Here is a 12,757-nt window from a genome sequence, read left to right as displayed (position 1 = left end):
ACGGATAGCGTCTTAGAAGTCGGCGACCTTCCCCCACACGGATGCATCGAAGCGCCGCGGATCGTAGGATGTCGGATCGACGATCGGTTGCGACCCGGTCATCAGATCGGCGACGAGATGTCCCGCGCCGGGTCCGATGCCGAAGCCATGCCCCGAGAACCCGGCAGCCAGGAAGAAACCAGGAACGGTATTGATCTCGCCGATGGCAGGCACACCGTCCGGCGTGCTGTCGATGTAGCCTGCCCAGGCCGCGCTGATCCTGGTCTGGCGCAGTGCCGGCAGCAGTTCGAGCGCCCGCGCGTGGGTCAGCCGGATGGTCGCCTGGTCCGGGACTGGATCGAGGATGCGCATCCGCTCCATCGGCGTCGGCTGGTCGAGCCGCCAATGTTGCAGCATTTCGTGTCCGGAGCGCATGCCCTGCAGGCCGCCGGGCGCGAGGCTGCGCCATCGCTTCAGGAACATGGGCAGGAACTGCGAGGAGAAGCGCAACTGCTGCGGCGTCACGTCCACACGGCCGCGTCCGCTTATGGCGAGCGTGTAGCCGCCGTCGCCACGGCGCGTGACCGAGATCCCTTTCGTGTGCAGCGTATCCGGCAGACCTTTCGCGCCTGGCGAGACGGACAGAATGGAGGAGCGGATCGACGCCTGCGGAAAACGGAAACCGAACTGCCGGCAAAAGGAGGAGGCCCAGGCGCCGCCGGCCAGCACCGCCACCTCGGTCCGGATCGTTCCGCTTTCGGTGACCACGCCGCTCAGGCGCCCGCCTTCGGTCTCGATGCCGCGCGCGGCGCAATTCTGATGCACGGTGCCGCCGAGCTTGAGGATGGCGCGGGCGACTGAGGGTGCTGCCCGCGACGGATCGGCGGTGCCGTCGGTCGGCGAGAAGACGCCGCCCTTCCATGTCCGGCCGGTGGCGCGGCCCCGCTCGCTGGCCTCGGCGCCGTCGAGCATATGGGTGGTGACACCGGCCGTCCTGGCGAAGTCACGCCAGCGCACCCAGCCGGCCAGTTCCGCCTCGTCATTGCTGAGATAGAGCAGGCCGCAGCGGCGAAAGCCGGTGTCTTCGCCGGTTTCCGCCGCAAAGCTGTCCCACAGGTCAAGGCTTCGGGTTGCCATAGGCAATTCGCGGGCGTCGCGATTCTGCTGGCGGCACCATCCCCAGTTCCGCGAGGACTGCTCGGCGCCGATGCGGCCTTTTTCGACAAGCGCGACCTTCAGGCCGCGCCGTGCCAGATAGTAGGCCGCGAAGATGCCGACGATGCCGCCGCCAATCACCACCGCGTCCGCGGTCTGTGGCAGGTCGCCGGATGTTTCGATTTGCTGCAGTGGTGCGCGCATGGTCTCTCTGCCTTGACGCGCCAATTTAACGCGTTGCACAGGCAGCCGCTGCCGCAGTTGCGGTCGGCGCGGAATTTTATTCCGTAAGCTAGGTTCAAATCGGGAGCCGCTGCGTTCCAAAGCGCTGTCCGCTTGGATGGACAGGCTAACGGGCTGTGGTAGTGTCAATGCCTATGAGCAAGGCAGCATTTTGTGCTGCGGCGTGTTCTTCGGAGACGACCGTGAAACTGGATCGGATCGATATCAAGATTCTCTACGAGCTGCAGAAGAACGGCCGCATCACCAATGTGGAATTGGCTGATCTGGTGCATCTGTCGCCAAGCCCGTGCCTGATGCGGGTCAAGAAGCTCCAGTCGGAGGGCTACATCGAAGGCTATTCCGCACAGGTCAATATCGGCAAGCTCGGCCAGACGCTGACCGTGTTCACCGAAATCACCTTGAAGAACCATCGTCAGGTGGACTTTGCTCGCTTTCTCGCCGTCGTGGAGAAGATCGACCAGGTCATTGAGTGCCACCTCGTGTCGGGCGGCTACGACTATTTGATGAAATTCGTGACCGCCGGCATCGCCGAGTACCAGACGATCATGGAACGGCTGACCGACATGGATATCGGCATCGACAAGTATTTCAGCTTCGTGGTGCTGAAGTCCCCCATCGTCAAGGCGCACATGCCGCTGCCAAGCCTGTTTCCGAGATAGTCAGAGCGGCTCACCGTTTCCGTAAAATGCTGAGCCGCTCTAGCGATGGCCGTACTGGCTGACCAACTCGGGATCTCGGACGAGGCCATCGAGCCAGGTCGGGTCAAGCTTCGGCACGGAGGAGAACAGAAGCTTCGAATAAGGGTGGGTGGGCGCCTGCAGTCTGTCGGGCGTGATCTGCTCCACCCGCTCACCATTGTACATGACCATGATTTCGTCGCAGATCGCTTCGACGACGGAGAGGTCGTGGCTGATGAAAATGTAGGAAAGGCCCAGCTCGCGCTGCAGCTCCTTGAGCAGTTCGATTACGGCCGCCGCCACCACCGTGTCGAGCGCTGAGGTGATTTCGTCGCAGATGATGAGCTTGGGGCCGGCCGCCAGGGCGCGCGCGAAGTTCACGCGCTGCTTCTGGCCGCCCGAGAGTTCCGACGGGCGGCGGTAGCGCAGCGTTCTCGGCAGGCGAACCATGTCGAGCAGTTCGTCGACGCGCTTCGAGCGCGCCTGTCTGTCGAGCCCGTGATAGAAGGCCAGCGGCCGGGCAATGATGTCTTCCACCGGCTTGGCCGGATTGAGCGCGGTATCGGCATACTGGAAAACGATCTGCATCTCGCGCAGCTGGTCCTGGCTGCGTTTCCCCGCGGCGCGCTGCAAATCCTTGCCGTCGAAGATGATGTCGCCGGCCGCTGCCGGGTGGATGCCGGCGATGACGCGCGCCAGCGTCGATTTTCCGCAGCCGGATTCGCCGATGACGCCGAGATTGCGCCCCTTCTCGACGACCAGACTGACGGAATTGACGGCGCGGACAAGCGGCAGTCCGTCAGCCCGCACCGCGCCATAGCCGGCGGTCACATGGTCGATGCGCAGCAACGGCTTCGCGCCGGCATCCGCGTCCGCATGGGCTTGCCGAGGTTTCGGCTCGAAGGCAGCCAGCAGTTCGCGCGTATAGGGGTGCTGGGCAGCCGAAAGAATCTGAGCCGTGGTGCCGGTCTCCTGCACTTCGCCGCCCTTCAGCACCACGATGCGGTCGGCGATCTGGGCGACGACCGCGAGGTCGTGGGAAACATAGACCCCCGCTATTCCGCCCGCCCGCATGACCGACTTGAATGCCTTCAGCACGTCGATCTGCGTCGTCACGTCGAGTGCCGTCGTCGGCTCGTCGAAGATCATCAGCTTGGGATCGCCGATCAGCGCCATGGCCGCCGACAGCCGCTGCAATTGCCCGCCTGAAACCTGGTGCGGATAACGCGCGCCGATCCCTTCCGGATCCGGCAGTGACAAGGCCCGGAACAGCGCGATCGCGCGCTTGCGCGCCTGCTCTGGCGGCATTAGGCCATGGATGCGCGTAACCTCGATCACCTGCTCCATGATGGTGGACGAAGGGTTGAAGGATGCGGCGGCACTTTGCGGAACATAGGCAATGTCGGTGCCGCGCAATTTGGCGCGCTGCTTTTCGGAAAGTGCGGCCATGTTCTTGCCGTTCACATTGATCTCGCCGCCGATGATCCGGCAGCCGGGCCGCGCATAGCCCATCAGCGACAGCGCCACCGTCGTCTTGCCGGAGCCGCTCTCGCCGATCAGGGCGACGATCTCGCCGTCGGCGATGTCGAGGCTGACGCCCTTGATGATTTCGACGATACGTCCGCCGTCTGTCGTCGCCTCGATCCTCAGGTTCCTGACCTCGACCAGATTGCTCATGCGTCGCGGTCCCTGATCTTCTGCGGCAGGTTGTCGATCAGCAGGTTGACGCTGATGGTGAGGCTGGCGATCGCCAGCGAGGGAACGATGACGGCGGGTGCGGCGAAGGGCAGGCCGCCTATGTTCTCGCGCACCAGCGCACCCCAGTCGGCGAGCGGCGGCTGCAGGCCGAGCCCGAGGAAGGACAGGCCGGAGAGCAAGAGCACGATGAAGACGAAGCGCAGGCCGAAATCGGCCAGCACCGGACGGATGATGTTGGGCAGGATCTCGGAGCCGATGAGGTAGGCGATGCTTTCGCCGCGGACGCGAGCGACGGTCATGAAGTCCATGGTGTTGATGTTGACGGCAAGCGCCCGCGCGAAGCGGTAGGCGCCCGGTATATAGATGACGGCGAGCGTCAGGATCAGCGCCGGGATCGACGAGCCGACCGCGGCGACGACCACAAGGCCGAACAGCTTGCTGGGGATGGAGTTCATGGCGTCGAGGAAGCGGCTGAGGCAGGTGTCGAGCCAACCGCCGGTGACGGCCGCGATCATCCCCAGCACCACGCCCGAGAAGCAGGCGATGACGACGGCGGCGAGCGATATGCCGACGGTGTAACGCGCGCCCATCAGCACCCGCGAGAGCATGTCGCGCCCCAGATAGTCCGAGCCGAGCCACAGGCCCTGACGCATCGGGCCGAAATAATCGTCGTCGACGATGTCGCCGATCGAATGGGGAATGATGGTGGGCGCGAAGATGGCGATCAGCGTCCACGCTAGGATGACCAGCGCGGCCACGACGCCCACGAGATTGTAACTGTGACCCAGGAAGGACCGCCGGGAAGCTGCCACGCGCGCCATCGTCACCTGAGCCTCGGGTTGGACATGATGGCGATGATGTCGGCGATCGTGATGAGCAAGAGATAGCCGAGGCAGAAGATCATCGCGCAGCTCTGGATCAGCGGCAGGTCGCGGGTCGCGACCGCATCGACCATCAGCTTGGCGATACCGGGATAGTTGAAGATCGTCTCCACGATGATGACGCCGCCGACCAGATAGGACAGCGACAGCGCAACCGCGTTGACGATCGGCCCGAGCGCATTGGGAAGTGCGTGCTTGAGCACCATGCGGCCGCGTGATGCGCCTTTGAGAAGCGCCATCTCGACATAGGGCGTGGAGAGCGTTTCGATCACCGCGGCGCGAGTCATGCGGATCATCTGGGCGGAGATGACGAAGGTGAGCGTGATCACCGGCATTGCATAGATGCGCACGAGGTCGGTCAGCGTATGCGCCTCATTGACCGAGGACAGCGCCGGCAGCCATTTGAGATAGACGGCGAAGAGCAGAACCGCGAGGGTCGCGACCATGAACTCCGGCACCGAGATGACGCCGATCGCAAGAATGGTGACGGTGCGGTCGTAGAGGGAACCGCGCAGCATCGCGGCGGTGATGCCCAACGTCAGCGCCAGCGGCACCGAGAGCAGCGTGGTGATGCCGGCGAGTTCCATGGTGTTGACGAAGCGCCCGCCGATCAGCGCCGCAACCGGCATCTCATTGGCATAGGAGGTGCCGAGATCGCCGTGGAGCAGACCGAGAAGCCAGCGCAGGAAGCGCAGGATTGCCGGATCGTTGAGATGCATGGCCTCGCGCAGGCCGGCGACGGCTTCCGGGGTCGCCGCCTGGCCAAGCAGGATCGACGCGGTGTCGCCGGGCAGCATGCTGGTGGCGAAGAACACGGCGAACAGGACGATCAGAAGCGTGACGACCGCGATCGCCAGCCGCTTCAGCACGAGGTTTAGAACCCCAGACGTCATGGAAGCGCTCCTGCGGTTGCGTTCGGCCAAGCCATGTTGCGCAATAGGTGCCAGGGACCGGCTGTCCGGTCCCTGGCAGGCGCCTCTCAGGCTTCGAGCCAGAGATATTCCGCCATTGCGTAGCCCATCATGCCACCGAGCGGGTTCGCCTCCAAACCCTTCACCTTGCTGGAGAGGGCATCGACGTTGGAAATGTAGGCCGGGATGATGGTGCCGGCCTCCTCGGAGACCATGGTCTGCATCTGGCCGTAGATTTCCTTGCGCTTGGCCTGGTCGAGCGAGCCGCGCGCCTCGATCATCAGCTTGTCGAACTTCTCCGACTTGTACTGGCTTTCATTCCAGGGCGCGTTGGAGGCGTAGAGCAGCGAGAACAGGATGTCCGGCGTCGGGCGCGGATTGATGTTGCCGAAATGGACCGGCGCCTTGAGCCAGTAATTGTCCCAGTAGCCGTCGGACGGGACGCGCTGGACATCGAGCTTCATACCGATATCGGCGCCGGCGGCCTGGATGATCACCGCCATGTCGATCGACGAGGTCGCGGCATCGGAGGCGACCACCGGGATGGACTGACCGAGCAGGCCCGACTTCTGGAAGTGGAACTTGGCCTTGTCGGGGTCGAAGGCCTTTGGCTTGAGGTCGGCATTGTGGAAGATGTTCGCCGGCGAGACGGGCTGGTCGTTGCCGACTTCGCCAAGGCCGCGCAATGCCGATTTGACGATCTGCTCGCGGTTGACGAGGTATTTCATGCCGGTCACGAAGTCGGCCTTGTTGCCGGGATCCATGTCGAGCCGGATGTTGAGGTCGGTGTAGTTGCCGGAGGTCGTCTTCGACAATTCGAAGCCCTGCTGGCCGCCGATGAGCTTCATCGCGCGCGGATTGATCGAGGCGGCGAAGTTGATGTCACCGGAAAGCAGGGCGTTGACGCGGGCGCTGTCGTCGCTGATGGCGATGAATTCGAACGAGTCCAGGTAGGGCTTGCCGGATTTCCAGTAGTTCTTGTTCTTGGTGACGACCGACCGCACGCCCGGTTCGAACGTTTGCAGCACAAAGGCGCCGGTGCCATTGCCCTTGGAGAAGTCGGTGGTTCCATCCGCCACGATCATGAAGTGGTGCAGCGCCAGGATGGTCGGAAGGTCGGCATTCGGATCGGCCAGCGTGATTTCCACGGTCGATTTGTCGACCGCCTTGAAGCCGGTCATCTGCGCGGCGATCTTGGCGACCTTGGATCCGACCGCCGGATCGAGATGGCGCTTCATCGAGAAGACGACGTCGTCGGCGGTGAGGTCCTTGCCGTCGTGGAAAGTGACGCCCTTGCGCAGCTTCACGGTCCAGGTCTTGGCGTCCTTGCTGTCGAAGCTTTCAGCCAGCTCCATCTGCGTGACGCCATCCTTGTCGAGGAAAGTCAGGCGGTTGTAGAGCGAGCAGCAGCGGACATAGTCGGTAGACAGCGACGCCTTTGCCGGGTCGAGCGTGTCGGCGGTCGAGGACGACCAGCCGGCGGCCTTGAAGCTCCCGCCGGAAACCGGCGTGGCGGCGACGGCATTGGTGGCGCGGCCAAGCACCATGCTGCCCGCGGCAACCGCGGCGCCGCCGGCCAACAGCATCTTGAGGAGTTCGCGGCGGCTCGCGCCCCGCCGAATGGCATTTTCGACCATGGCATAGTCTGCGCTGGTCCAGTTCGTGATCTTGTCGGTCATAATCATTCCCCTTTCTGTTTGTTTTCCGGGTTGCTCGTCTTGACGCGGCTTTCCGGGCTTGGGCTCAGGTTCGTTGCTTCAGGCTTTCCCGCACGGCCGAGGACAACGCGGCCATTGAGGTGAAGTGGTAGTCCGGCACGGTGAAGCGCTCGGGCTCGATCGTGCCGCCATAGCCCTTCTGGGCATGCCGGCGCTCGATCCAGCAGTTGGTCATGCCAAGCGCCCGGGATATGCCGATATCGTGATACTGGCTTTGCGCGACGTGCAGGATGTCATCCTTGCTGTCGCCCCTTGAGGCTACGAAATCGAAGACCTTCTGGAAGAAGGCCGGGTCCGGTTTTTCCGTGCCTGTATCGTCGGCCGTGAAGGTGGCGAAGAAGGGCGATCCGAGCTGCTTCTCGAAATGATCGAGCGCCCAGCGCCGGGCATTGGTCATAGCGATCAGCCGGTGCGATTTCGCAAGCTCCGCCAATGCCGCCGCGCTGTCGGGAAAGCCTTGCCAGAGGCTGGCGGAGTCCCGCAGGCGGATGCCGTATTTCTCCTCGGCCGGCAGGCCTAGCCGTGGCGCGATGACCATGTAGACACGTACGAGATCGTCGGGAAACAGGCTCGCATCGGGCATGTAGCGGGCCTGCCGGTAAAGGCTTAGCGCTTCCTCGCCATCAAGCGAAACGCCGGCCTCGGCAGCGATTCCCGCCAAGCAGGTCGTGATCCCGCCTTCGAAGTCGATCAGCGTGCCGACGACATCGAAGGTCATGTATTTGAATTCGCTAAAGCCCCTGGCCAAGACTGGGTCTCCTCTGCGCGCGGCCGAATTGCATGTGTTGAACAGAACAAAATTCCGTGCTGTCCGGGGCGTCGGCCTTTTTCGAAGGCCCGGAAATCCAAGCTTTCTGGCCTTGTCTTATAAGCAGTCTGGCACTTCCCCCGCGCTGGATTCGCCGAAAAGGCGTGAGGGGGCGGCACAAAATTGCGAAATCGTCTGCTCCGGCGATATTTCGAGACACGACATATTTCGCCGCCATCATGCCAGAGCCTGGCGGACATCGGGATCGTCCAGCGTCTGGTCGAGCGTACGGCGCGTGCGCTCGATGATCGCGTCGATGTCGGCGTCGGTGCAGCAGAGCGGCGGTGCATAGCCGAGAACTCCATGCGCAAAGGCACGGATGATGAGGCCGTTGTCCCAGGCCCTGTCGAAGATGCGCCGCGCCGGCATTGCCGATGTCGGAAGTGGTGTCTTCTTTTCCTTGTCGATCACCAGTTCGACGGCGGCAAGCATGCCTCGACCGCGCACGTCGCCGACGAGCGGGTGGCTCCTTAGGCTCTCCAGGCCCGCCATCAGGCGAGCGCCGGCCTTGATGCCATTCTCCAATAGGCCGTCTTCGTAGAGCTTCAACACTTCGAGCGCGACGGCGGCGCTGACGGGGTGGGCGGAATAGGTGTAGCCGTGGCCGACCGCCGAGGCGCCCGCGCCATCGGCGATGACATCATAGACATGATCGGCCATGAACACGGCGCCCATGGGAACATAGCCCGAGGTCAGCCCCTTCGCGGTCGTCATGAAATCGGGAACGATGTCCTCATCGGTACAGGCAAACAAGGGTCCCGTGCGGCCGAAACCGGTGATCACCTCGTCGGCGATGAAAAGGATGCCGTACTCCCGGCAGAGTTCGCGCATCGCCTTGATCCAGCCCTTCGGCGGGACGATGACGCCGCCCGAGCCCTGGATCGGCTCGGCATAGAAGGCAGCGACCCGCTCCGGCCCGATTGCCTCGATCTTGGCCTTCAGCGCGGCGCGCGATGCGGCGATGATCGCGTTGCCGTCCTCGCCGACCGGGTTGCGATAGGGATAGGGGGAGGGGATCTTGTGCTGCCATTCGAAGGGAATGCCGAAACCGGCGTGAAAAGCGGGCAGGGCGGTCAGGCCGGCGCCGACCACCGACGACCCGTGATAACCCTGCTCGATGGAAATGAACTGGTCGCGTTGCGGCTCGCCTTTGGCATTCCAGTAGTAGCGGACGAAGCGGATCGTGCTGTCGACCGCGTCCGACCCGCCAAGCGTGAAAAAGACGTGATTGAGATCTCCTGGCGCACGCTCGGCCAGCTCCGAGGCGAGCCGGATGGCCGGCTCCGAGCCGAGGTCGAAATAGGCGGTGGCGTAGGGAAGCTCGCGCATCTGCCGGGCCGCCGCCTCGACGATGCTGTCGTGGCCGTAACCGGCGTTGACGCACCACAGTCCAGCGAAGCCGTCGAGAAGTTGCCGGCCGGACGCATCGGTGACGGTCGCCCCCTTCGCCGATTTCAGCACGCGCACGCCGTGCGCCTCATGACCACGGTATGAAGAGACCGGGTGGATCAAATGAGCACGGTCGAGTTCGATCAGTGAATTGGCGAGCATTGTTGTTCTCCGACTAGCCGAGCGCCTGGTTGGCGAGGGCGTAAACTTTTGGCCTGGCCTGTTCCGCGCCCTTCTTGGACGGACGGTCCATCGCTACACCGCCGCCGACATGGGCGAGGCCGATTTCCTCGAGCCAGCCGGCAATGCCGGTCCCGCTGCCGGTATCGACGCGCAGGAAGGCGCCGGAACGCGGCGCGGCAAAGAAGCCGATCAGGGCCTTCGCCTCGTCGGTGCTTCCCGCGATGACCGGACCGATCACCTCGCCGCGTCCGAACGGGCGGATGGCGGCATAGGCCTCGATGGCACCGTTGCGGCGGATGACGGCGAACTGGCCGCGCTCCGCCAGCGCATCGATCAGAGCTTCGCGGTCCGCACCGTAGGCGTCGCGGTCCAGCGCCTTGATTTCGGGGAGATCGGCGATGCCTGCGGCTTCCACGCCGTCGGGCGCACCAAGCTTGGCAACGTTGCCCTGATGTTGCCGGATCGTACCGGACGGCACGAAGCCGAGCTTTTCATAGAGAGGCATGCCGTCCGCTGTCGCGACGAGCCGCAGCGGTCGGTCGCCGGCAAGGACGAAGGCCTGATCCATCAGCCGGCGCCCAAGCCCCTTGCCCCGCACAGTCCTGTCGACGATCACCATGTTGATCATGGCGCAATCCGCGCCGTAGGGCGTTACCAGGATGGTTCCGGTGACGCGGCCCTGGTCGTCGAGCGCGACCGCACCGGTCGAGAGCTGCAGCGCCATCTGCCAGTCCTGCGGGCGATGCGGCCAATTCTCCTGGCGAGAAAGCGCCACGGCGCCCTCGATATGGTCCGGCCCGAAGGCCTGGAGTTCGATCTCGCCCTGCTGCATGAGGCATCCTTCCGTCTGGCGCCCAAGTCTCGGCCATCGGCGCGCCGCAGATCATCTGAAGGCATTGGCTTCGGCGGTATCTTTCGCCGTAGCGCAAGCGGTGCGCCGCATCTTGTGCTGGCATCGTCCGCGGAGGATGCGTTTCAGGCCGATCGCGGCGCCGCGATCGACACGCCAGATGCTACAGCGTGCCAAACCGGATGGCGGATACGGAACTTTCTGCTTTCGGGAGGGCGATTTCGGTCAGGTGGGTCGCCACCGGCCGTCCTATGATGAAATACATCCCAGCGCGGATGTGCTTCCACCGGAGATCGACTGACATGGCTTCCTTCAGGCCCAAATACATCACCTTCGACTGCTACGGCACGTTGACCTTTTTCCAGATGGCGGAAGCGGCGCGCGATCTCTATGGCAGCCGGCTCGACGAGCCGCGCATGCAGGAATTCATCAAGAACTTCGCGGCGTATCGGCTCGACGAGATCATGGGCGACTGGAAGCCCTATGCCGACGTCGTCCACAATGCGCTCGAGCGCACCTGCAAGCGCAACGGCGTCGCCTTCAGCGCCGACGACGCTGGGATGATCTACGAGCGTGTCCCGACCTGGGGGCCGCACGCCGATGTTCCGGCCGGCCTGGCGAAGGTGGCCAAGGAGATTCCGCTGGTCATCCTGTCCAACGCCATGAACGCGCAGATCATGTCCAATGTCGAAAAGCTCGGCGCGCCGTTCCATGCCGTCTACACGGCCGAGCAGGCGCAGGCCTACAAGCCCCGCTTCCAAGCCTTCGAATACATGTTCGACAGGCTGGGCTGCGGCCCGGAGGATGTTCTTCACTGCTCGTCTTCATTCCGCTACGACCTGATGTCGGCGCACGATCTCGGCATCAAGAACAAGGTCTGGGTCAATCGTGGACACGAACCGGCCAACCCGTATTACGGCTATGTCGAGATACCGGACATTTCGGGTCTTCCAGGCGTGGTCGGTCTTTAGAAACAGGCGGATTGCCAATGAAGTTCGTCTCCTACTGGCACGACACCGCCCCGGTCTTTTCCGGCGGGGCGCAAGGCCCGGTCGAGGGGCACTACGATGCCGCCATCATCGGCGGCGGCTTCACCGGTCTTGCCGCCGCGCGCCAGCTGGCGAAGGCCGGTGCCAAGGTCGTCGTGCTGGAGGCGCAGCGTGTCGGCTGGGGCGCATCCGGCCGCAACGGCGGACACCTCAACAACGGTCTCGCCCACAGCTACCTCTCCGCCAAGGCGGAGCTCGGCAAGGAGCGAGCGATCGCGCTCTACCGGGCACTCGACGACTCCGTCGATACAATCGAGGCGCTGGTCGCCGAGGAAGGCATCGACTGCGATTTCCGCCGTGCCGGCAAGCTGAAGCTTGCCTCCAAGCCGCAGCATTTTGCATCAATCGCCCGCAACTTCGAAGCCCTCCATGCCGAGGTGGATCCGGATACCGCGCTGCTGTCGGCGGCGGACCTCAAATCCGAGATCGGTTCACCTTTCCACGGCGCGATGCTGTCGAAGAAGAGCGCCATGATGCATATGGGCCGCTATGTGGCGGGTCTCGCCACTTCAGCCGCCCGCCACGGCGCCACAATCCACGAGAACGCTGCGGTGACCGACCGCAAGCAGGCCGGCAGCAGGCATGAACTGACCACTTCGCGCGGCCGGATCAGCGCCGACAATGTGCTGGTGGCGACCGGCGCCTACACCACGCCTGACTTCGGCTATTTCCGCCGCAGGATCATCTCCGTCGGCAGCTTTATCATCGCCACGCGGCCGTTGAGCGACGCCGAGATCGCCACGACCATGCCGGGCAACCGGACATGCGTGACCTCGATGAACATCGGCAACTACTTCCGGCTGTCGCCTGACAACCGCCTGATCTTCGGCGGCCGCGCACGCTTTTCGGCGACATCGGACCAGCGCTCCGACGCCAGGAGCGGAGAGATATTGCGGGCCGGCCTCGCCGCGATCTTCCCGCAACTCGCCAAGGTCGAGATCGACTATTGCTGGGGCGGGCTGGTCGACATGACCAAGGACCGTTTTCCGCGCGCCGGCTATCATGACGGGGTCTGGTTCGCGATGGGCTATTCCGGCCACGGCGCGCAGCTCTCCACCCATCTCGGCATGATCCTGGCCGATGCCATGCTCGGCCGCGAAGATCGCAATCCGCTGAAGGGGCTCGAATGGCCTGCCATTCCCGGCTATTCCGGCAAACCGTGGTTCCTGCCGATGGTCGGCCTCTACTACAAGGCGCTCGACCGGATTCAGTGATC

At 63.8% G+C, this 12,757-nt stretch carries 11 protein-coding genes; 3 read left to right on the top strand and 8 right to left on the bottom strand.

The window, feature by feature from the left end; translation table 11 throughout:
* Positions 1 to 12 precede the first annotated feature (12 nt).
* On the bottom strand, positions 13 to 1,338 hold the full coding sequence (locus tag AC1D05_RS05635; protein WP_477438965.1) for an NAD(P)/FAD-dependent oxidoreductase: 1,326 nt from the start codon (positions 1,336 to 1,338) through the stop codon (positions 13 to 15).
* A gap of 221 nt (positions 1,339 to 1,559) precedes the next feature.
* On the opposite strand from AC1D05_RS05635, the gene AC1D05_RS05630 reads away from it, so the two are divergent.
* Complete coding sequence (locus AC1D05_RS05630; protein WP_027167818.1) at positions 1,560 to 2,036, top strand: Lrp/AsnC family transcriptional regulator; 477 nt, start codon at positions 1,560 to 1,562, stop codon at positions 2,034 to 2,036.
* Positions 2,037 to 2,075: 39 nt separating this feature from the next.
* Here AC1D05_RS05630 and AC1D05_RS05625 read toward each other — a convergent pair whose 3' ends face one another.
* The 7 genes from AC1D05_RS05625 to AC1D05_RS05595 all read right to left on the bottom strand — a co-directional run bounded on the left by AC1D05_RS05625 (position 2,076) and on the right by AC1D05_RS05595 (position 10,474).
* Positions 2,076 to 3,731, bottom strand: coding sequence for an ABC transporter ATP-binding protein (locus AC1D05_RS05625; protein ID WP_477438963.1), 1,656 nt, complete (start codon positions 3,729 to 3,731; stop codon positions 2,076 to 2,078).
* Positions 3,728 to 4,573 carry an ABC transporter permease gene (locus tag AC1D05_RS05620; RefSeq protein WP_477439134.1) on the bottom strand — a complete coding sequence of 282 codons (846 nt, stop codon included), beginning with the start codon at positions 4,571 to 4,573 and terminating at the stop codon, positions 3,728 to 3,730. The genes AC1D05_RS05625 and AC1D05_RS05620 overlap by 4 nt, the downstream gene beginning before the upstream one ends.
* Before the next feature lie 2 nt (positions 4,574 to 4,575).
* Positions 4,576 to 5,526 carry an ABC transporter permease gene (locus AC1D05_RS05615; RefSeq protein WP_095775982.1) on the bottom strand — a complete coding sequence of 317 codons (951 nt, stop codon included), beginning with the start codon at positions 5,524 to 5,526 and terminating at the stop codon, positions 4,576 to 4,578.
* 86 nt (positions 5,527 to 5,612) lie between these two features.
* On the bottom strand, positions 5,613 to 7,223 hold the full coding sequence (locus tag AC1D05_RS05610) for an ABC transporter substrate-binding protein (protein WP_477438961.1): 1,611 nt from the start codon (positions 7,221 to 7,223) through the stop codon (positions 5,613 to 5,615).
* Between the two features lie 64 nt (positions 7,224 to 7,287).
* Positions 7,288 to 7,980, bottom strand: a complete 693-nt coding sequence (locus AC1D05_RS05605; protein WP_477439132.1) for an HAD-IA family hydrolase — start codon at positions 7,978 to 7,980, stop codon at positions 7,288 to 7,290.
* Between the two features lie 267 nt (positions 7,981 to 8,247).
* Positions 8,248 to 9,621: an aminotransferase class III-fold pyridoxal phosphate-dependent enzyme gene (locus AC1D05_RS05600; RefSeq protein WP_477438959.1), complete on the bottom strand. Its 1,374-nt coding sequence runs from the start codon at positions 9,619 to 9,621 to the stop codon at positions 8,248 to 8,250.
* Positions 9,622 to 9,634: 13 nt separating this feature from the next.
* Positions 9,635 to 10,474 (bottom strand): GNAT family N-acetyltransferase, encoded by an 840-nt coding sequence (locus tag AC1D05_RS05595; RefSeq protein ID WP_477438957.1) that lies wholly within the window; start codon positions 10,472 to 10,474, stop codon positions 9,635 to 9,637.
* A 320-nt stretch (positions 10,475 to 10,794) separates the two neighbouring features.
* Here AC1D05_RS05595 and AC1D05_RS05590 point away from each other — a divergent pair, with 320 nt between their 5' ends.
* Positions 10,795 to 11,463 (top strand): haloacid dehalogenase type II, encoded by a 669-nt coding sequence (locus tag AC1D05_RS05590; protein WP_477438955.1) that lies wholly within the window; start codon positions 10,795 to 10,797, stop codon positions 11,461 to 11,463.
* Positions 11,464 to 11,480: 17 nt separating this feature from the next.
* Positions 11,481 to 12,755 (top strand): NAD(P)/FAD-dependent oxidoreductase, encoded by a 1,275-nt coding sequence (locus AC1D05_RS05585; RefSeq protein ID WP_477438953.1) that lies wholly within the window; start codon positions 11,481 to 11,483, stop codon positions 12,753 to 12,755.
* The last annotated feature ends 2 nt before the right edge of the window (positions 12,756 to 12,757 follow it).

It is taken from the genome of Mesorhizobium sp. P2_E9 (assembly GCF_056403815.1).
The sequence above is the reverse complement of the archived record's forward strand: the minus strand, read 5'-3'. Positions and strand labels throughout refer to the sequence as shown.